Origin of the sequence: Flavobacterium luteolum (assembly GCF_027111275.1) — a bacterium.
Taxonomy (GTDB): domain Bacteria; phylum Bacteroidota; class Bacteroidia; order Flavobacteriales; family Flavobacteriaceae; genus Flavobacterium; species Flavobacterium luteolum.
Map to the genome: position 1 here is coordinate 3797004 of NZ_CP114286.1, position 20567 is coordinate 3817570.

At 32.8% G+C, this 20567-nt stretch carries 15 protein-coding genes; 5 read left to right on the plus strand and 10 right to left on the minus strand.

Features of this window, described 5'->3' with window-relative positions; all coding sequences use genetic code 11:
• Nucleotides 1-75: 75 nt before the first annotated feature.
• The 3 genes from OZP10_RS16215 to OZP10_RS16225 all read left to right on the plus strand — a co-directional run bounded on the left by OZP10_RS16215 (nt 76) and on the right by OZP10_RS16225 (nt 6318).
• Nucleotides 76-2709, plus strand: a complete 2634-nt coding sequence (locus OZP10_RS16215; RefSeq protein ID WP_281631811.1) for a valine--tRNA ligase — start codon at nt 76-78, stop codon at nt 2707-2709.
• 311 nt (nt 2710-3020) lie between these two features.
• Nucleotides 3021-4082, plus strand: coding sequence for a hypothetical protein (locus OZP10_RS16220; RefSeq protein ID WP_281631812.1), 1062 nt, complete (start codon nt 3021-3023; stop codon nt 4080-4082).
• Nucleotides 4042-6318 carry a hypothetical protein gene (locus tag OZP10_RS16225; RefSeq protein ID WP_281631813.1) on the plus strand — a complete coding sequence of 759 codons (2277 nt, stop codon included), beginning with the start codon at nt 4042-4044 and terminating at the stop codon, nt 6316-6318. The genes OZP10_RS16220 and OZP10_RS16225 overlap by 41 nt, the downstream gene beginning before the upstream one ends.
• A 17-nt stretch (nt 6319-6335) precedes the next feature.
• Here the strand turns inward: OZP10_RS16225 and OZP10_RS16230 are convergent, their stop codons facing one another.
• The 4 genes from OZP10_RS16230 to OZP10_RS16245 all read right to left on the minus strand — a co-directional run bounded on the left by OZP10_RS16230 (nt 6336) and on the right by OZP10_RS16245 (nt 12429).
• Nucleotides 6336-6635, minus strand: a complete 300-nt coding sequence (locus tag OZP10_RS16230) for an amino acid permease (protein WP_281631814.1) — start codon at nt 6633-6635, stop codon at nt 6336-6338.
• Nucleotides 6636-6778: 143 nt separating this feature from the next.
• Entirely contained in the window at nt 6779-9007 is a 2229-nt protein-coding gene (locus tag OZP10_RS16235) for a TonB-dependent siderophore receptor (protein WP_281631815.1), read from the minus strand.
• Nucleotides 9008-9240: 233 nt separating this feature from the next.
• Entirely contained in the window at nt 9241-9966 is a 726-nt protein-coding gene (locus OZP10_RS16240; RefSeq protein WP_281631816.1) for a DUF4198 domain-containing protein, read from the minus strand.
• A 144-nt stretch (nt 9967-10110) separates the two neighbouring features.
• Nucleotides 10111-12429: a TonB-dependent receptor gene (locus tag OZP10_RS16245; protein ID WP_281631817.1), complete on the minus strand. Its 2319-nt coding sequence runs from the start codon at nt 12427-12429 to the stop codon at nt 10111-10113.
• A gap of 219 nt (nt 12430-12648) precedes the next feature.
• Between OZP10_RS16245 and OZP10_RS16250 the strand changes: the two genes are divergently transcribed.
• Nucleotides 12649-13809, plus strand: a complete 1161-nt coding sequence (locus OZP10_RS16250) for an MFS transporter (protein ID WP_281631818.1) — start codon at nt 12649-12651, stop codon at nt 13807-13809.
• 388 nt (nt 13810-14197) lie between these two features.
• On the opposite strand, the gene OZP10_RS16255 is transcribed toward OZP10_RS16250, so the two are convergent.
• The 6 genes from OZP10_RS16255 to OZP10_RS16280 form a co-directional block, all read right to left on the minus strand.
• Nucleotides 14198-14506, minus strand: coding sequence for a hypothetical protein (locus OZP10_RS16255; RefSeq protein WP_281631819.1), 309 nt, complete (start codon nt 14504-14506; stop codon nt 14198-14200).
• Nucleotides 14507-14566: 60 nt separating this feature from the next.
• Nucleotides 14567-15043: a DUF6265 family protein gene (locus tag OZP10_RS16260; protein ID WP_281631820.1), complete on the minus strand. Its 477-nt coding sequence runs from the start codon at nt 15041-15043 to the stop codon at nt 14567-14569.
• 358 nt (nt 15044-15401) lie between these two features.
• Nucleotides 15402-17711, minus strand: a complete 2310-nt coding sequence (locus OZP10_RS16265; protein WP_281631821.1) for a type IA DNA topoisomerase — start codon at nt 17709-17711, stop codon at nt 15402-15404.
• A 131-nt stretch (nt 17712-17842) separates the two neighbouring features.
• Nucleotides 17843-18820 carry a toxin-antitoxin system YwqK family antitoxin gene (locus OZP10_RS16270; RefSeq protein WP_281631822.1) on the minus strand — a complete coding sequence of 326 codons (978 nt, stop codon included), beginning with the start codon at nt 18818-18820 and terminating at the stop codon, nt 17843-17845.
• A 36-nt stretch (nt 18821-18856) separates the two neighbouring features.
• Complete coding sequence (locus tag OZP10_RS16275; RefSeq protein ID WP_281631823.1) at nt 18857-19261, minus strand: DUF3997 domain-containing protein; 405 nt, start codon at nt 19259-19261, stop codon at nt 18857-18859.
• Nucleotides 19262-19340: 79 nt separating this feature from the next.
• Nucleotides 19341-19766, minus strand: a complete 426-nt coding sequence (locus tag OZP10_RS16280) for a copper resistance protein NlpE N-terminal domain-containing protein (protein WP_281631824.1) — start codon at nt 19764-19766, stop codon at nt 19341-19343.
• A 422-nt stretch (nt 19767-20188) separates the two neighbouring features.
• Between OZP10_RS16280 and OZP10_RS16285 the strand changes: the two genes are divergently transcribed.
• A complete protein-coding gene (locus tag OZP10_RS16285) occupies nt 20189-20560 on the plus strand; it encodes a GreA/GreB family elongation factor (protein WP_281631825.1) in 372 nt (123 codons plus the stop codon).
• Nucleotides 20561-20567: the final 7 nt, after the last annotated feature.

Genomic DNA, 20567 nt, shown 5'->3' on the forward strand with positions numbered 1-20567 from the left:
ACAAATCAATTTGAAATTCGATGATCAAAACCGATTAAACGGTTAAACAAATTAACGATTAAACAACCCTAGTAAATGACAATTCCAGCACAATTTGACGCTAAGACGATTGAGAGTAAATGGTATGATTACTGGATGAAAAACAACTATTTTCATTCAGAACCAGATCATAGAACACCGTACACCATTGTAATTCCGCCGCCAAACGTCACTGGAGTCCTTCACATGGGACATATGTTGAATAATACGATTCAGGATGTTTTAATTCGCCGTGCACGTCTTAAAGGTTTCAACGCTTGTTGGGTACCTGGGACAGATCACGCTTCTATTGCTACTGAAGCAAAAGTGGTAGCAAAATTAAAAGCAGAAGGAATCAATAAAAACGATTTGACCCGCGAAGAATTCCTAAAACATGCTTGGGAATGGACAGATAAATACGGTGGAACAATCTTAGAACAACTTAAGAAATTAGGTGCTTCTTGCGATTGGGAGCGCACTAAATTTACTATGGATCCAGATATGTCTGCATCTGTAATTAAATCGTTTGTAGATTTATACAACAAGGGTTTAATCTACAGAGGATACCGTATGGTAAACTGGGATCCAGAAGCAAAAACGACTCTTTCTGACGAAGAGGTAATTTATGAAGAACAACAAGGAAAATTATTTTTCTTAAAATATAAAATCGAAGGTTCAGAAGATTTCTTAACCATCGCTACAACACGTCCTGAAACTATTTTTGGAGATACTGCAATCTGTATTAATCCAAACGATGAGCGTTTTACAGATTTAAAAGGTAAAAAAGCGATCGTTCCAATTTGCGGAAGAGTAATTCCAATTATTGAAGACGAATATGTTGATGTTGAATTCGGAACAGGATGTTTGAAAGTAACTCCTGCACACGATATGAACGATAAAACTTTAGGAGAAAAACACAATCTAGAAATCGTTGATATTTTTAATGAAGATGCAACTTTAAATAGTTTCGGATTACATTATCAAGGAAAAGATCGTTTTGTAGTTCGTACCGAAATTGCAAAAGAATTAGAAGAAATTGGAGCTTTGGCGAAGACCGAAATCCATTTAAATAAAGTTGGAACTTCTGAAAGAACCAAAGCGGTAATCGAACCAAGATTATCAGACCAATGGTTCTTGAAAATGGAAGAATTAGTAAAACCGGCAATTAAGTCAGTTTTAGAAACGGGAGATATTAAATTGCATCCAAAACGTTTTGAGAACACTTATGCGCATTGGTTAAACAACATTCGCGATTGGAATATTTCTCGTCAATTATGGTGGGGACAACAAATTCCGGCTTACTATTACGGAGACGGAAAAGAAGATTTCGTAGTGGCTGAAAACATCGAAGATGCTTTAAAGTTAGCAAAGGAAAAAACTAACAATCAACAATTAACAATTAACAATTTAACGCAGGATGTTGATGCGTTAGATACTTGGTTTTCATCTTGGTTATGGCCAATGTCAGTTTTTGGCGGAATCATGGATCCAGAAAGTCCAGATTTTAAATATTATTATCCAACAAACGACTTGGTAACAGGTCCAGATATTTTATTTTTCTGGGTTGCCAGAATGATCATTGCAGGTTATGAATATGCAGGTGAAAAACCATTTACAAACGTATATTTGACTGGTTTGGTTCGTGATAAACAACGTCGTAAAATGTCTAAATCATTAGGAAATTCTCCTGATCCTTTAGACTTGATCGATGCTTTTGGAGCTGATGGTGTTCGTGTAGGATTGCTTTTAAGTGCTTCTGCAGGAAACGACATTATGTTTGACGAAGAATTATGTAATCAAGGAAAAGCGTTTTCAAACAAAATCTGGAACGCCTTCAAATTGATTAAAGGATGGGAAGTTTCTGAAACGATCGCACAGCCAGAATCATCAAAAGTGGCAATCGAATGGTACGAAGAGAAATTACAGCAGACTTTGGTTGATATTGAAGATAATTTCGAGAAATACAGAATTTCAGATTCTCTTATGGCAATCTATAAATTGGTTTGGGATGATTTCTGTTCTTGGTTCTTAGAAATGATCAAACCAGCATACCAACAGCCAATTGACAGCGTGACTTTTGCGAAAGCGATCGAAATGTTAGAAAACAACTTGAAGTTATTGCATCCGTTTATGCCTTTCTTAACTGAGGAAATTTGGCAGTTAATCGCTGAAAGAACTCCAGAAGAAGCTTTAATTGTTTCAACTTGGCCAGAGGTAAAACCATTTGACGCAAAATTAATTTCTGATTTTGAAAACTCAATTGAAGTAATTTCGGGAATTAGAACAATCAGAAAAGACAAAAATATTCCGTTTAAAGATGCAATTGAATTAAAAGGAATCAACAGCGAAAATGTTTCGACTTATTTTGATTCAGTTGTAACGAAATTAGGAAACGTTTCTGCTTTCGAATATGTTTCTGAAAAAGTAGATGGCGCTTTATCTTTCCGTGTAAAATCAAATGAATATTTCATTCCGATTACTGGAAATATCGATGTTGAAGCTGAAATCGCAAAACTGACAGAAGAATTGAATTACACAAAAGGATTCTTGAAATCAGTAGAAGCAAAACTTTCTAACGAGAAATTCGTAAACGGAGCTCCAGAGAAAGTCCTTAATTTAGAAAAACAAAAACAAGCTGATGCTTTGGCTAAAATTGCTACAATTGAGCAGAGTTTGGCTGGGTTGAAATAAGAATTAGGTTTTCTCTTAAATACAAAAGCTGTCCATTTAGGACAGCTTTTTTTGTTTTTGTCATTTCGACGAAGGAGAAATCTTCGCAAGTAACTCTGCAACGAAAACCCAATCTTTGTCGAGCTACTTGCGAAGATTTCTCCTTCGTCGAAATGACAAATATTGGGCATTTTTTTAGTTAAAAACCGATCCTATTTATTGTTTTAATAATAACAAAAATCTAAAAAAATAGTTGGTATTTTTTAATTTTTTTATTTCAAAAAGATATAATTTTAATACGATTTTACGTTAAAATAAAAAATATCATTGCAATGAAAAAATATCTGTTACTTGTGATTATTTCTTCTTTTTTATTGGGCTGTTCCAATAAAGAAAATAAAGTTAAAAATGTCGAAAGAGCCTTCTATTACTGGAAGAGTGGATCTTCTTTAAATCAGGAAACAGTCGATCAGCTAAATAAATTGCAAGTAAAGAAAATCTATTACAAATTTTTTGAGGTGGATTATAGTGAAACGATGGGAAATTTCCCCTATCAAAAAAATAGTCCTGATCGATACACATTAAAAAATCTGGATTCCGTAAGTATCGTTCCAACCATTTTTATCAAGAATGAAATCTTTCAATACAATAATGAAAAGTCACTTGATAAGCTAGCAGATAATATTGTTTTTTTAATAAATAAATACCGTAAAGGTCGTTATCAATACAACAACAACGATGAAAACAATTTCGATTTTTCAGAAATTCAAATTGATTGCGACTGGACAAAATCAACAAAAGATAAGTATTTCTATTTATTGAAAAAGATAAAGCAATTATCTAAAAAAGAAATTAGTTGCACGCTACGTCTATATCCATATAAATATCCTGATATAATGGGAGTTCCGCCTGTAGATAAGGTAACATTAATGTGTTATAATTTGATTAAGCCACAATCTCAGAAAGAGAAAAATTCAATTTTAGATATAAATGAATTAAAATCTTATTTAGATAAAAAAAGAAGTTATCCGGTACATTTGGATGTCGCGTTGCCTGTTTTTTACTGGACATTATGGTATCATAACAATCGCTTTGCCGGATTGGTCAATTTTAATTCTGCAGATATAAGCGGAATTGCTAAACAAACTAAACCAATGTGGTACGAAATGACAGAAGATTATACTTTTGAATATGAATATTATTTAAAAAAAGGTGATCAATTAAAGATAGAAGAAGTCGATTCGAAAACAATTCAGGAAGCGATTTCGATTATTAAAAAAAATGTCGAATTAGACGACACCACAACAATTTCATTATTCCATTTAGACGACAGTACTTTTAAAAAATACAATCATGAAGAAGTTTCTAGTTTTTATAGTTCTTTTAGTAAGTAGTTTTTGCAAAAGTTTTGCTTGCGGATATTCGCCCTATGGTGAAGATGTGCGATATTGTTTGTTTAAACCTCAGTATTTTAATTATGCGCAATACAAATCGTTTTTTTACAATGCAGATTTATGGGGATTTGATTATAGCAGAAATCCAGAAGATTATAAGCTGAATGTAGATTCTAATATTGCAGACTGGTATAATTATACCAATAAAAAAGTTTCGATTGATGCTATTGAAGATTTTAATTTCAATTTGTCTTACACTGATATTCATTCTAAAAGCGACAATGACTTTATAAAATATTTATATCGACATAATAAAACAACTGCAATTGCTTACGTCAAAATGGCAAAGAATTGCGAAATGATTGGTGATGCAGAAGATGTTTGGGAAAGAAATGAAAATGCAAACAATAAAAGCAAAGCTGAATTATTAGATAAAATTGTAGAAGTTACCAATAAAGAACAAAATCAATATTTTAAACGAAAATATGCTTTTTTAACTATTAGATTAGCTTATTATTCTGGAAGAAATGATATTATCAAATCGGTTTTTGAGGCTAATTTTAATAAAGCTAAAAAGGATTATTTGTACTACTGGAGTTTGTTTTTCTACACTTTTACAAAATCAAATCCGGGATATATGGTTGATGTTGCCAATTTAATGGCAAATTCTCCAGAAAAAAGTTATGCGAGCTATTTCTATTTTCATCATGATTTCAAAATTCAGGAGGCTTTGAAATATGTTGAAAGTAAGGAAGAAATCGCAAATGTTTATGCTTATGCATCGGTTCAGAAAGTAGATAAAAACCTCGATTATTTGAAAGCGATTTACGAGAATAATCCAAAGTCTCAGATATTAGGATTCTTGCTCTTGCGTGAGATTAATAAAATTGAAGATTGGGTTTATACACCTTATTATTCTAATTATAATCCGTCTACAGATTTTGGAGATTTTTGGAGAATTGACGAAAAAGTAAAAGTTACAACCGAAACCTTACGCAATCGCTCTGAAAACGATAGGCTGTATGCAAAAGAAGTTTTGAATTTTATAAATACAGTAGATGTTACTAAAACACAAAATCCGATTGTTTGGGAAGCTTCAAAAATCAACTTGCAATTTATTACAAGAAATTATACGGATTGTTTAAAAAACATTTCCCTTTTTGAAAAAGCACATCAATCTGAAAAAATAACGGCTGAAATAGAGAAAATAAAAGCGCTTTGTATTACAGCAAATCAGGAAAAAGGGAATGCAATTATCAAACCTGAAATCGAACCGATTATCTTAAAATATAAAGACGATCCACGTTTTATTTTTGCTTTAGGAAGAGAATTAGAATTTAAAGAAAATAGTACTGACGGATTGGCTTTAATGTCTCTAATTGAAGAAACAACAGAGCGATCATACGATTCAGGTGATGTAGAATGGCGAGGAAACAGAATCAAAACATCAGGTAATTTACAGGAGTTTTATGTTTATTTTGATTATTTGGATTTTGTTTATTCTGCTAAAGATTTGCAAAAGATTGTTGATCAAATTGACAAAGGTCTGTCTACAGAATTTCAAAAAATAATTTATGCAAAACTCTTGAAAGACAAAGATTATCTTAAAGATTTACTAGGTACTAAATATCTTAGAGAGAATCAATTAAACAATGCATTAATTACGTTTAGATCTTTGGATAAAAAATACTGGGATGATAATTATAATGCTTGGGAAAGAGGAAGCTTTGGAGATTATTACGTTTTTGATCAAAATCCGTTTTATGATTTTAAGTACACAAATTCTTTTATAGAGCATAAAGAAAAATATTTGGTTACTAAACTTTCTGTGACAGAACATTTAATAAAATACACCAGTTTAGCGAATAATCCAAAAACGAAAGATCGCGATTATTACTATTTTCTAATTGCAAATTGTTACTATAATATGTCAGATTATGGTAATTCCTGGATGATGAGGCGTTATTCAAGCTTTAGTTATGGAAGTAATGAAGTAAATGAATCTTATATCGACGAAATTGAATACCGAAACAAAATTAAAGCTATTGCAAATTATAAACTGGCCTATCAAAGTGCAAAGACAGATAAATTTAAAGCGCTCTGTTTGCGAATGATGGATTATGTAGAAAAAAATGAATATTCGAATTCAAAAAGAGTGGACAAAGAATTTCCGCAATTCAGTTCAGATTTATCAGGTTGCGAAAGTTTAAAAAACTACTTTACCTCGAGAAGATAATTCAACCCGACAGGTTTTTAAAACTTGTCGCCAGAAAGAAAACCGGCATATTCGCCCAAAGCTCTTTTAATATAATTGTACGATCCACCTGATTTTGGCAGCATTGTAGCCAATTCTGAATACGAATTTGCTCCTAATAAAACATACGCCCCCCCAAAGAGCCAAGAAGCAAGAATAAGCCAATAATTATTCAACATTTCTGCAATAGTTCCAGGCGTTCTTAAAATTCCAACACCAATTGTTCCGCCAATTAAAACGGCAATATTAAAACTAAGGCCTAAACTTTTTTGTAATTGGTTTTTTGTAGAATCCGACATTCTTGAATTTGGTTTTAAGTATGATAATTTTAAGCAAAAATAGTGTTAATTGAATTAGTATTGAGCTTAAAATAAAAATCCCAAGATTTTCGAGTGAAACTGAAAATCTTGGGATAAATCAAAAAAACATCTAATTCAATATTTTAGAACTTGTAACGCAGACTTGTCATAACCTGACGAGGAGCGATTGGGTTCACACTATAATTTTCGTGAACAGTATAGTTTAATTCGTTTGTAATGTTTGATAGTTTGCAAAGAATAGAGAATTTTCTCCATGTATATCCAGCTGAAACATCAATAGTTGTATAACCATCAATTGGAATTTCTCTGTGGTAGATACCATCAGGGTATTTAACAAGGTCTGTACTGTATTGATCGTTCCATCCACCTAAACGATCACCGATGTAATTTCCTACTGCCCCTAAAGATACTCCTTTAAAGAAACCGTCTTGTACAGTATAAAAGAAGCTTAAGTTTGCAGTGTTTGCTGGAGTTCTAACTAAACGGTCACCTTCGATAAAACTTCCGTTTAAACCAGATGTTTTAGTATAGCGCATATCGTTATAGCTGTAACCAGCGATAATGTTTAAGCCTTCAATTGGTCTTGCAGTAACATCAATTTCGATACCTTTACTTTTAGTTTCACCACTTAAAACTTTAATGTTTGTATCTGAGTTTAAACTTCCGTCAGCTTTAAATTCAGCTGTTTGAGCTAGATTGCTGTTTACGATTTGATAAACAGTAACATTTGTGCTTAATAATCCTTGTAAGAAGTCGGTTTTAATACCAGCTTCATATTGGTCAATAATAGATGGCTCAATTGGTTTTAAATCCGCTGTAGTTCCTGTGTTTGGAGTAAATGAAGTAGAGTAGCTACCAAATATAGAAACATCTTTTCTCGGCTGGTATATTAATCCAAATTTTGGAGAAAATGCATTGTCTAATTTTTTAGCACCAACTGTTGGAACAGCATTTTCTGGGCTTACTGTTTGTACTTTATTAGCATAAGTTTCTTTGTAAGTTGTAACCTGAGCTTCCTGCCATGACCAACGTACACCTGCCAATACTTTGAATTTTTCAGTAATTGAAATCAAATCTTGGAAATAAACACCAAAACGATTCGTTTCTGTTTTTGCAATTTGAGTTGCTCTTGCATTTGGAATATCATTTCTTTGTGTTGACGGATCAAAATTGAAAAGATTGATAGTGTCATAATTTGCAGGATCAAATGCAAAAGTATAAGCTGTTGCAAATGAGTTTTCCCAGTCTGCACCAGTAAAAATTTGATGTCTTACAGATCCTGTATTAAAGTTTCCTTGAAGGCTTAACTGGTCTCCTAAGATTTGTTCTGAGTTGTCGTTTTGAACTAAAGGTCTTGTCCAGTCTCCATTATCTTTTACAGATGATAATTGTGCTGTAGATTTTGAAGCTCTATCATAATTTTGGAAAGAAGAATTAAAGTTTAATTTCCAGTTTTTGTTAAAATCGTGATTTAATAATACAGAAGCACTAGAAGATTTAGTTGTACCATTAGACCAAAGCGCTCCGTAGAAAGTCTGACGAGGTAAATCAAGAATTTGTGTTCCAATAATTCCTGTTCCAAAGTCAGGAGTCCAATCTGCAGATAAATAATCTCCTTGTAATGTAATTTGTGTTTTAGGGCTAATTACAAAAAGCAACGATGGATTAATGTATAAACGCTCGTTTTTTACAACATCTCTAAAGCTTTCTGAATTCTCGTAAGAACCATTAAGTCTAAATGCGATCGATTTAGTCAAACCTCCATAAAAATCAAAAGCAGGTTTGTAATAAGAAAAGCTTCCTATTTGCATTGATACCTCGCCACCGCTTTTAAATTGAGGAGTTTTGGTTACTAAGTTTACAATTCCTCCTGGAGCCACATTTCCAAATAACAGGGCAGAACCCCCTTTTAGAAACTCTACTTTATCTAAACCAGAAACATCAGGAATTGATCCTGCATTGTATCGGAATCCATTTTTGAACATATTATTAGCAGATAAATCGTAACCTCTAGAAAAGAATGATTCCTGAGCCCCACCGCGAGAAGAACCAACATAAACACCGTTGGCATTTTTAAGAACTTCACTCAATCTGATGGCTTGCTGTTGTTCGATTACTTCAGAACCGATAACTTGTATCGCTTGTGGATTGTCCATTGGTTTTAATCCAGAACGAACTGCTGTTACAGGTTTTGGTTCTTTTGTTTTGGTAACCACAACCTCGTTAAGAATTTCTCCTTTTTTATTTTTTACAGTATCATTAACTGAAGAAGTAGTCTCGTTACTTGAGTAATCTTGAGCGTAAGAGCCAAAACTTAATAATCCTAATGCAAATAGTAAATTATATTTCATGGTATTTATTTAGATTCAATAAAAATTATCAAGTGCAAATATAAATAGACAAAGTCTTTAACAGGAAATTATGAAGCGATTTTCTTTATTAAAACTTACTTATTCTTTTCTTAAGATTTGCTTAATGATTTTCTAATGTTATTTTAATTTAGTATAAATAGTAACAAAAAATCCTTGCTAAGGAGCAAGGATTTTAAATTGAAATTAAAATCTAAGAATGAGATTAACTGAAATTATTTTACAGCAATTTGATACGTTGCCATTTTCCAGATTTCATCATATTTTTTTCCATTATGTTCACCAGAAGATTTATCTGTGTGAGCATATTCTACCATATAATTTCCAGACCAGATTGGTGTAAAAGAGAACTCTCCTTTATCGTTTGTCCATAATTCTTTTTCCCATCCGTTTGGAGCAATTACTTTAATTTTAGTTTCTTTTGCGATAGCTCCTTCATAAGAAGCAACTCCAGTGATTTTAGTGTCTTTTTTTGCAACATCTGCATTTTCTGAGAAAACAGCAATCTTGTTTGTGTTAGAAGCAATATTGTTTCCTGTGGCTTTGTTTCCAACAACAACAGTTGCGCTAGAATTGTAATCTAATTTCATAGTGCCATAAACATCTTTTACAGTATGATGCATTACGATCGTGTAAACGCCGTCTTCGTCTGGAGTAAAGAAAGCTTGATATTTATTATCTAAAGCTTTAGAAGTTAATTTAACCTCTTTTTTGGATGGAGAAATTACAACTAAAGAAAAATCCTTTAAATCAGAAAACCATTTATCTGCTTTTGTAATATCGTTATCAGAGAATTCTCCAAAATAAACAGAAATTTCTTGAGCTTTTCCTTTTGTTCCCGTTGCTTTAGTTTCTATCCAAAGGGCATGAGCAAAAAGCTGTGGTGCAGCAAAAAGCATTAAAAATAAAAAGCTCAGTGTTTTTAAAGTATTTGATTTCATAAGATCAAGTTTAAATTATAGAATTATATTTTTCACAAACATAAGCCTTATTTAGAATAAATAAAAATAAAATATAAAAAAACCTCGAAATGCATTTCACATTGTATAGATTTCGAGGTTTTAGAAAATATTTGATTAGGAAAACTAAAGTCTTACTGTTAGGTTTACTAATAAGTTTGCAGGAGCTTGAGCCATTCCATAAGAATCCCAATACTTTGTGTTTGTCAGGTTGTTGAATTTAACGCCAAGTCTCCATACTGGTCTGTCGTAAAATACAGTTGCACTGTAAATTGAATAAGAAGGAGCATAAAAACTTTCATCTTCAAATTTATACTGTTTGTCTACATAGTTTCCTCCAAAGCCAAATCCTAAATTTTTTAGTGTGTTTTGAAATTTATACGAAACCCAAAAATTGACAATATTTTCTGGTGCGCCGCTAGCCTTGTTGCCTTCAATTGAGGCATCAGACGATTTAACGATACGATTGTCATTATAAGCATAACCAGCTGTCAAGTTTAAACCGTTTATCGGATTGGCAATAAATTCAAAATCAATTCCTTTACTTACTTGTTTTCCGTCCTGAATATTATATCCATCAGGATTTGTTCTTGTAGCATTATCAATTGTAATGTTGTAGTAGCTAATTGTTGTGCTTAATTTTTTATTAAATCCTTCTACTTTCACACCACCTTCATATTGATTGGCATAAATTGGCTTTAAGATTAATATTGATCCGTCTGGCTGATTTACAGGTCCAGCATTTTGAAAACCATTCATATAATTTCCAAATAAAGAAACCTGTTCTTTAACCAGTTCATAAACTAAACCTAATTTTGGAGACAAAGCAGTTTGGTTGTATCCATCTGTATCTTCCAATTTTTTCTGAACAAAGTTGTCTAGACGAAGGCTTAACATTGCCGATAAGCGATCTGTAAAACTAACGACATCTGAAGCATAAACACTAAAAGTCTGCTCATTTGGAACACCAAATTGCATTTCTTTCAATTTCGGATCTACATCGCTTTTTCGAATTGGTTCGAAAGCTGTCGTTACATCAATTACATCTAAAACTTGCGTTGTGGCATATTTAAATGTGCCTTTTGTAAATCTGTAATTAACGCCCGCTAAAAGTTTATGTTTTATGCTTCCTGTAGAAAATGCACCATTAATATTTTCTTGAAAATTGGTGAAATTATTATGAATTGGCCCAAAACGCGATACCATTCTTTGAACTTCTGTTGGCGATTTCCATGAAGTATAGTATTGGTAACTATGATCTACGCGTTCGTCTACCAATGAGAATAGTGTTGTAGATTTCCAGTTGTCAGAAATTTTATATTCTGCTTGAGCAAATATTTTAGGAGAAGTTGTTTTAGCATCAAGATCATCTGCAAATAAACTCGTTCTGTAATCTACTTTTAAATCTGTTGGGTTGGTAAGTCCTGCAGCATAAGAACGTCCGTAAGTAGGGCGTGTGTTATTGGTGTTGAAAATCTCTGTGTCTAAACTCAGCGTTAATCTGTTGGTCGCTTTATAAATAATGCTTGGTGCAAATAAGACAGTTTTATTAAAACCATAATTTAAGAAGCTGTTTTCTGTATTGGCCGAAGCGTTCATTCTAAACAAAACTTTTTTATTCTGAGTCAAAGGCATATTAAAATCTACCGCAACGCGCTGCAGTCCAAAGCTTCCTCCAGTATAAGATATCTCTGTTTTGCTAGTTTCAAAAGGCTTTTTGGTAACTAGGTTGACAACTCCTCCAAATGAAGAAACAGAAGAACCAAACAAAGTTCCAGAAGGACCTTTTAGCACCTCAATTCGCTCGGCATTATCAATTGAGATTGAGCTTCGTCCAGAAAGAGTTTCCATTCCGTTTCGTGCGTTTACACCTGTACTGAATCCTCTAAAACTAATTTCAAGTCCACCAGACGGATATATTTTTGATATCGCACCAGTAGCATTTTGCACTGCGCTTCTTATGTCTACCGCAATTTGCTCTTGTAATAGTTCTTTGTGAATAACATTGTAAACCTGTGGATTTTCAAGATTCTTTAACGGCATTCTAGCAACATAATCGGTCTTTTTTGATAAATTGCTTTTCTTGCCATTTACGACCACTTCATTCAATTCTTTATTAGAAACCTTTAATTGTAAATTAGTGGTAATGGTTTCATATTCAGTGACAATTATTTCTCTTTCAAGCGTTTCATAGCCCGATAGAGATACTTGTATAATGTAAGTGCTGGGTTTTACTCTGTTAAATTCAAAACCGCCGTCGTCATTAGAAACGGTGCCGTATTTCGTATTTTTAAGAATAATATTGACACCGGCAGCGGCATCGCCATCAGATGTTGTGATTGTTCCTTTAATTTTTCCGTGGTTTTGTGCAAAGGCAGATAAAAACGAAAATAGTAGACTGACTGAAAATAGAAAACGCGTAGTTTTCAAATGGAGGTAATTCATTATTATTTTAAATTGGTTTATAATTATTAATTTTATTTAGAATAAATAAAAACAATGCAAATGTAAAAATTAAAATAGTTTTAACAATTTTATTTTTTTCTCATTTAGTGTCGAAATTGTTAAATGTTGATTTTATAGTGATTAATCAAAATTCTTATTAGAACTTGTAGTGAGATAAACTTTAAAAAGGCTTAATTTTGCAGTCTGAAAAACGATTTCATGATTTTACCATTCTTTAAAAAGATTCAAAATACGCCTCGAGGATATCGTATTGCCAATACAGTTTTTTTCTTTCTTTCTGGTTTTGGTTATTCTTCTTGGGTTTCGAGAATCCCACATATACAAGCCCAATTAAAATTATCTGAAGCCGAATTTGGAGCCGTTTTATTTGCTTTTCCAATCGGTTTAATGTTGACAATGCCTTTTACAGGAAAACTGTTAAACAAATACAGCAGCCGTTATATCATGTTACTGGGAGCGGTTATGTTCAATGTTGCTTTGTCACTGCCAGGTTTAGCGGCATTTGTTTGGCAGTTGGTTATTATACTTTTGTTCTTTGGAGCTTCTCGTAATATTTTTAATTTATCTATAAATGCACAATCTCTTGAAGTGCAGAAATTATATCCAAAATCGATTATTACGCGTTTTCATGCAGTTTGGAGTATTGCCGTTTTTTCGGGAGCGGGATTAGGCTATGTAATGGTAACACAGAAAATTGCGCCATCGCATCACTTATTGGGAGTAAGTATTTTTATGCTGGCACTAACGGCTTGTTTTTATCCGATGAGTATTCACAACGAACCTGTTCCAGTTAAAAAGAAGTTCTTCTCAATGCCAGAAAAAAATCTGGTAAAATTTTCGCTGATTTGTTTTGTTTCTATGGCTTGTGAAAACACAATGTACGATTGGAGCGGAATTTATTTCGAAAATATACTAAAAGCTTCTCCAAAATTAACCAGCGCCGCATTTGTATTTTTTGCTTCGGCTGTAACTTTAGGACGTATTTTTGGCGATTATGGCGTAACTAAATTTGGAACTAAAAAAATCCTGCTTTATAGCGGAATCTTAATAACGGCTGGTTTCGGTCTTTGCTTTGTCTTGCCGTATGCATATCCAACAATTTTTGGCTATGTTTTAATCGGATTTGGAGTTTCTTGCGTGGTTCCTTTAGTGTTTAGCATTGCCGGAAGATCTTCAAAATTAAGCAGCGGTTCTGCCTTAACTTCCATATCAACAATTGGTTACCTCGGATTTTTATTAGTTCCGCCAATGGTTGGTTTTATTTCTGAATATCTAAGCATGAAATGGGCATTTCTGATTATGGCGCTTCTAGGTATTCTGATGATTTTTATGGTGAATAAGATCGGGGAGAATGAATAATTTTTAGGTACTAAGGTTTTGAGGTTTTACATTTAGTTCTTTTTTCTTTGAAAATTATGGGTATATATATCGCACAATTTCTAGCTTCTTGTCATCATAAAAATAACCATCATTAGCGAATTCATTCACTAAATTAATGTTATAGTTTTCATTGATATGATTAAGGATTTGCAAGAAAGAAATTAAAGTCTTTCTAGTATACCTGCAATTAATGTAAAATAGCTCTTTTTCGACTTGATTTTCTATGTAATAAAACCTAAAATCGAAAGTGGTGTTCATTGATTGTTCTATTCGATTATATTTAAAAATAAAAGAAGTAATGCCACTTTGAATTAAATCGATTAAAAAAGCTCGGGTTTCATTGTATTTACTATAACCATTCCATAGTTCACTCCCAATGGTATTTAATTTTATGTCTGACATCAGAAGGTTTTTTGGGATTAATGTATAATACTATTTTGCGATCGAAATTATAAGTTGCAAACCTTATTGGAATCTGCCCCTGGTATGTATGCTTCTCATTATTAAAAGTATATTCTATAATTGGCGTATAATACGTTTCTGATACTTCTGGATTGCTTGAACTTCCTGTAGCATCTCGCCATCTTATCCTTTCTTCGAAGCGAATTATTTTGCTTTCAAGAGGTATAAAAGATTTTGGAATAAACGAATACTTTAAATATAGGACACTATTCACTAGAATAAGAAGCCCCAAAAAAGAAAAAACAAGTACAATAAACCACATTCAAAAAAGCAATTATTTCTTTGTCATCACAAACTTTTCAGAACTCGGTTTTCCGTTCAGATTCCCAGAAATCTCTGCTGTCAAAGTATTGTTTGCACTTTTTGTATAAGTGATTTTTTGAGGGTAATCGTGTTTCGGATTTTCAAAAATCAATTGTTTATCTGATTCAGAAGTAGAAGGGAAGAAAACCGGTTTGTCATCATTTTGTCCTTTTACAGTTGCTTTGTAAGTTAGTGTTTCGCCTAGTTGAGCCAAAACAATAGTTTCAAAATGCAAAGTGTCTTTTCCTTTAATAAAATAAGAAGAAGCGCTAAAAGTACTGTCGTTTAGTTTTTGCCAATTTTCAGATAAAACTCCATCTTGAGTTTTATTTTCCCAATTCCCGATTAACCAGTCGGCTTTTTTGATTTTATCTTTTTCAACCGTTTCTTTTTTCTGGCAGGAAACTGCGGCTAGTACAAGAGCTAAAAGAGTAATTTTCTGAAACATATTTATGAGATTTTTGGTTTGGTAATATGCTACTAAAGTATGAATTTTTTTTTAGCCACGAATTCACGAATTTTTCTTGATAAACGGAATGGAAAGTTTTCTGTGAATTTTTCGAATTATTATTGAAGAGTAAAATTATTTTTGGCCACAGATTAAAATGATTAAAATGATTTTGTCTCACGCAGATTTAGCAGATTCAGCAGATTTAATTTTGTACTCTGCATTATAAAAATCTGTCAAATCTGCTAAATCTGCGAGAAAAATTTTGTGGAAATTCGTGTAATTACTACGTCTGTCCCTTCGGTCGAGTCGTGGCAGAAAAAATCTGTGTGAATCCTTTTAATCTGTGGCAAAAAAATCAAACGCTAGCGCTCAAAATAGAATAAACCAATTCCTTAGTTGGTTTTTGATCTTTTAGTTTTTCACGAACTTCATCAAAAGTCACTTTAAAATCACAGCCTGATTTGTATTCAGCGCAGCCATAAGCTGTTTTGCCTTTTAGGATCGTTCCTTTTTTGCATTTCGGACACATCAAAGCATCTGAACTTTCTTTTGTTTCGGCTTTTTTATCCGTTTTCTTTGGCTCTAATTTCAGTTTGTAATTCTCTTCAAAACGAATTAAACCCTCAATAGCTCCAGAATCGGTTTTAAAGCCTTTTATATTTACTGTAGAACCTTTCTGAACCAATCTTAAATACTGACTTTCCGTAATTTTTTTATCGTGAAAAACAAAAGGCAACACAAAATCACAGCCCGATTTGTATTCGCTGCAACCAAAAGCCGATTTTCCTTTTAGTATATTTCCTTTTTGACATTTCGGACATGTTTCTGCCGAAATTCCGGCCGCTTTCTTTTTCTCTTTTTCTGCTTTTACAACAGGTTTCTGAATCGTTGCAGCATGTGAAATATTGGCATGTTTGGTTTCGCTTCGAACTTCATAAACCAAAGCTTCCACCATATGCTTCATGTTTCTGATAAACGCAGCAGCGGTGAAAGTTCCTTTTTCAATATCTTTCAGTTGTTTTTCCCAAGTTCCAGTAAGTTCTGCCGATTTTACCAATTCGTTCTGAATCGTATCGATCAATTGAATTCCCGTTAAAGTTGGTAAAACCTGTTTTTTATTTCGAACAATATACTGACGTTTGAAAAGCGTTTCAATAATATTCGCTCTAGTTGACGGACGTCCGATTCCGTTTTCTTTCATCAATTCACGTAAATCTTCGTCGTCAACCTGTTTTCCTGCGGTTTCCATGGCGCGAAGTAAAGTCGCTTCGGTAAACTGATTAGGCGGTTTGGTTTCTTTTTGAAGAAAAGATGGTTCATGCGGCCCTTTTTCGCCCACAGTAAAGCTCGGCAATAAATCGGGTTCTTTTTCTTTCGCATTCGGATCTTCAAAAACAACACGAAAACCTTTTTTTAGGATTTCTTTTCCAGTTGCTTTAAAAGTCACATCGGCAGCTTTTCCGATTACGGTTGTATTGGCAACGAGACAATCATCGTAAAAAACGGCAATAAAACGTCTTGTAATAATATCGTAAACCTGCTGTTGATTGAACGGCAGATTGTTTTGAACTCCCGTTGGAATAATCGCATGGTGATCGGTTACTTTTTTATCGTTGAAAACCTTTGGCGATTTTTTGATTTTTTTCTCCAAAACAGGCTGGGTCAACGCTGCATAATTCGTCAATTTCTGCAAAATCCCAGACACTTTCGGATAAATGTCATTCGGTAAAAAAGTCGTATCTACTCTGGGATATGTAATTACTTTCTGTTCGTATAAAGTCTGTGCAATTTTCAACGTTTCCTCTGCCGAAAATCCAAATTTCTGGTTGCAATAAACCTGTAAACCAGTTAAATCAAAAAGCTTTGGCGCATATTCGTTTCCGTTCTTTTTATCTACAGAAACAATTTCGAAATCACTTTCTTTAACTTTCGCTGCTATAATTTGTCCATCTTCTTGGTTTAGAAAACGGCCTTCTTCATAACTAAAAAGTGTTTCTCTATATAAAGTCTGCAATTCCCAATAAGGCTGAGGTTTAAAGTTTTCGATTTCTCTAAAACGATCCACAACCATTGCCAGCGTTGGCGTCTGTACGCGCCCAATAGATAAAACCTGTTTGTAACCACCATGTTTTACGGTATACAAACGTGTGGCATTCATTCCTAATAACCAATCGCCAATAGCTCTAGAAAACCCGGCGTAGTATAAATTATCGTAATTGGCTGATGGTTTTAAGTTTTCAAAACCTTCTTTGATTGCTTCTGTTGTAAGTGACGAAATCCATAAACGCTGAATTTCGCCTTTATAATGCGCTTCATTCATTACCCAGCGCTGAATCAGTTCTCCTTCTTGTCCAGCATCCCCGCAGTTGATAACCACTTCGGCTTTCTCAAAAAGGCTTTTAATAATTTTAAACTGTTTCTGAATTCCCGAATTCTGAACGACTTTGGTTTCAAATTTTTCAGGAAGCATAGGTAGATTATTCAAATCCCAACTTTTCCAATGCGGTTTATAATCGTTGGGTTCTTTTAAGGTGCATAAATGCCCGAAAGTATAAGTCACAGCGTAGCCATTGCCTTCATAATATCCGTCATGTTTGGTATTAGCGCCCAAAACAGATGCGATTTCACGTGCTACACTTGGTTTCTCAGCAATACAGACCTTCATTTTTTCCTTTTCTTATTGAAGAGCGAAAGTAACGATTTTATGGGAAAGGGGCAAAGTTTATAAGGAGCAAAGGCTTTAGCTTGGCTTTAACAAGTTTTTTATTTTTATGATTCGCTATAAATAGTAAATGATCATTTGTCAATTATTTCGCCATTAACATAATCTGTTTTTTTTATAAGTTTGCCTTTCTCATCATACCATTTAAAAGTACCATTCTCAAGATCATTTTTATAGAACCCTTCGGCTTGAAGGTTTCCATTTTCGTGATATTTAACTGCTTTTCCATTTTTTTTGCCCATAGAAAAATTCATGTCAGCTCTTAATTTACCATTAGAGTGCCATAGTTTGTAATTTCCATCAGTAAGTCCAGATTTATAAAATTGGACACCTTTTTTCTGACCATTATCGTACCATATTTCACTAGTGCCCTCTGTTTTATCATTACGCCAATTAGTACGTGTCTCGAGTTTGCCATTTTCATAAAATGATTCGTATAAGCCATTTTGCATTCCATTATTCCAGTTAGACACCTCTTTTCTTTGTCCGTTTTTATGCCAACTCTCATTTTTACCATCTATTTTGTTCTTAACATAATCCGTTGAATGAGACAATTGGCCATTTTCAAAATACCATATTTTTTTTCCTGTTCCATCGTTAAGATTATTAGACCATTCGATATTACCATTTTTATAATATCTTGTCCATTGATCTTTAATTTTATGATTTTTTACGATTGCTTTTTCAAAAACTTTTCCATTTTGGAAATAGGAGATATAAGGTCCATTGTTTATATAATATTGTGTGAAAGTATCAGATTTAGTTAGCGAATAATGAATTAATTTTTCATTTAGATCATACCAATAAATCGTATCGATATTTTTACCATTTTTCAATTTTCCTTTTTCGTAAATTGTTCCTTTGGCATAAAAAGAAATATATTTTCCATTTTTAACTGTAGTTTGATCACTAACAGGAACCCAAGATGCTTCACCAGTTTTGGAGTCAACCCAATAAACCCAGTTTTCATTTCTTTTATCTTTGTCGTTTAAGTCTGCTTTATTGCAACTATAGATTAAAATTGAAATTAATAATATTATTTTTTTTGTCATGAGTTGATGATGGTAGTTGAAAGAGATAATGCTCAATCAAAATTCAGTTGTAAAAGTTAAATTAAATTCTGGTTTTTTGATGGCAAGTTCCTTGCATTTTTTTTCAAACTCCATTTTATTGAAAGGGCCAAATATGGGTTTGTCCTGAAAAATGCTTTTTGTTCTTTCAATAATATAATAGTGCGTTATGTTTAAATTTATTTTGTCTTTGGAATTCTTTAAAAGTGGATGCTGTTTTGAATAAATATATTTAGAATTGTATCCTGTGGCAAAAACAAAAGCAGGAACTAATATTTCTACTTTTTTCAAAGACCTTGATTGATGTATATCAATCCAAAGAACCTCGTAGTCGTCTACGATGGTCTCAATTTCGTAATCATGAAAACCAAAACAAGAAGTTAATGTAATAGAGGTTAAAACTGCAAAAACGAATTTTTTCATGAGTTTAAATTCTCTTTTCTATAATTTATTTTAGATGATTTAAAAACAGATTTGGATAATTTCAGAACCGTTAAGCTATTTACACTTTAAAAATATCAATTCTTCTCATCCAGAAGATTTCCGATTCTAAAAATTGAAGTTTTGTCTTCACTACTTTATCACTTTTGTCCCTTGCATTTTTAGTGACAAATCTTGCTGTAGAATGGCTAAAATCTAAAGTATATTTTTCATCTAAGTCTGTTTTTTTATCAGACGAAAAAGTAATCAGATTGTCTTTTGCACTCCATTTTCCTTTTCCATACAAGTTGCCTTCCTCTGGATTTCCGCCTTGCATATTGGAATACGAATGAAACTCAAATGTTCCATCTTGACTTAAAGTAAGTTTATATTCAATTTTATGTTTTTCTGTAGAAAGAGAACGAGTGTAATCTCCTGCAAACTGATTAGACTGTGCAAATAAGTTTAATTTTATAATTAAAAGTAATGCCGTAAGTATTAGTTTCATTGGTTTTGTTTTTCGGATAGTTTTAAGAGTTTTTTCAAAAATAAATGGTTTAGAATCAAAATCCTTACGTAAAACCGTATTGATAAATTTATAATTTTTTTATTGTCAGAAAATAAGCTTATCTTGCTAACAGATTACAATTAACATCATAATGATCACTGCAAATTTTTATTTAATAAACAGCTGTTTAATGTGCTTAATGTGCACATTGCTGTATTTGCATGACGATACTTTCTTGAAAAGCTCAAAAGAGTTTATTTCTTTTGCCCTGTCACAACTCTAGGCAGGGGATATTTTACCATTTTAATTTTATTATTTAATCTCATTTATTCAGGATATGATATCGTTGAATAGTCGCTTTGCGTGCTGTTCACTGTAGAGTTGTGTCATATCTTAGAAATAATGGAGCAAACAAGAAAGTCATGTCGCAACATATTATTTTAACAACAGGAACCTACGATTTAATTAAAGATCACGTAAGAAGAAAAAAAGTAACTGTACAAGAAGAAGAGCTTTTATTAGGTCAGTTAAAACACGCCACACAAGTATTGAGAAAAAATCTGCCAGAAGATGTAGTTTCAATAGATCGAAAAATTACTTATAAAGACCATATCAATAACCAAGAAAGAACAATTCTTCTTGTTGGTCCAGAAAAAGCGAAAGTCAGTAAAAACAAAATTTCGGTTCTTTCAGATGAAGGAATTGCAATGGTGGGTTACAAAGAAGGCGATATTATTGAATGGCCTGCTAAAAAAGGAAATCTTAAATTAGAAATTTTGAAAGTAGAAGAGTAATATAAAT

Coding starts and splice junctions, on each gene's coding strand:
- OZP10_RS16215 (WP_281631811.1), top strand. CDS start 76: ATGACAATTCCAGCACAATTTGACGCTAAGACGATTGAGAGTAAATGG.
- OZP10_RS16220 (WP_281631812.1), top strand. CDS start 3,021: ATGAAAAAATATCTGTTACTTGTGATTATTTCTTCTTTTTTATTGGGC.
- OZP10_RS16225 (WP_281631813.1), top strand. CDS start 4,042: ATGAAGAAGTTTCTAGTTTTTATAGTTCTTTTAGTAAGTAGTTTTTGC.
- OZP10_RS16230 (WP_281631814.1), bottom strand. CDS start 6,635: ATGTCGGATTCTACAAAAAACCAATTACAAAAAAGTTTAGGCCTTAGT.
- OZP10_RS16235 (WP_281631815.1), bottom strand. CDS start 9,007: ATGAAATATAATTTACTATTTGCATTAGGATTATTAAGTTTTGGCTCT.
- OZP10_RS16240 (WP_281631816.1), bottom strand. CDS start 9,966: ATGAAATCAAATACTTTAAAAACACTGAGCTTTTTATTTTTAATGCTT.
- OZP10_RS16245 (WP_281631817.1), bottom strand. CDS start 12,429: ATGAATTACCTCCATTTGAAAACTACGCGTTTTCTATTTTCAGTCAGT.
- OZP10_RS16250 (WP_281631818.1), top strand. CDS start 12,649: ATGATTTTACCATTCTTTAAAAAGATTCAAAATACGCCTCGAGGATAT.
- OZP10_RS16260 (WP_281631820.1), bottom strand. CDS start 15,043: ATGTTTCAGAAAATTACTCTTTTAGCTCTTGTACTAGCCGCAGTTTCC.
- OZP10_RS16265 (WP_281631821.1), bottom strand. CDS start 17,711: ATGAAGGTCTGTATTGCTGAGAAACCAAGTGTAGCACGTGAAATCGCA.
- OZP10_RS16270 (WP_281631822.1), bottom strand. CDS start 18,820: ATGACAAAAAAAATAATATTATTAATTTCAATTTTAATCTATAGTTGC.
- OZP10_RS16275 (WP_281631823.1), bottom strand. CDS start 19,261: ATGAAAAAATTCGTTTTTGCAGTTTTAACCTCTATTACATTAACTTCT.
- OZP10_RS16280 (WP_281631824.1), bottom strand. CDS start 19,766: ATGAAACTAATACTTACGGCATTACTTTTAATTATAAAATTAAACTTA.
- OZP10_RS16285 (WP_281631825.1), top strand. CDS start 20,189: ATGTCGCAACATATTATTTTAACAACAGGAACCTACGATTTAATTAAA.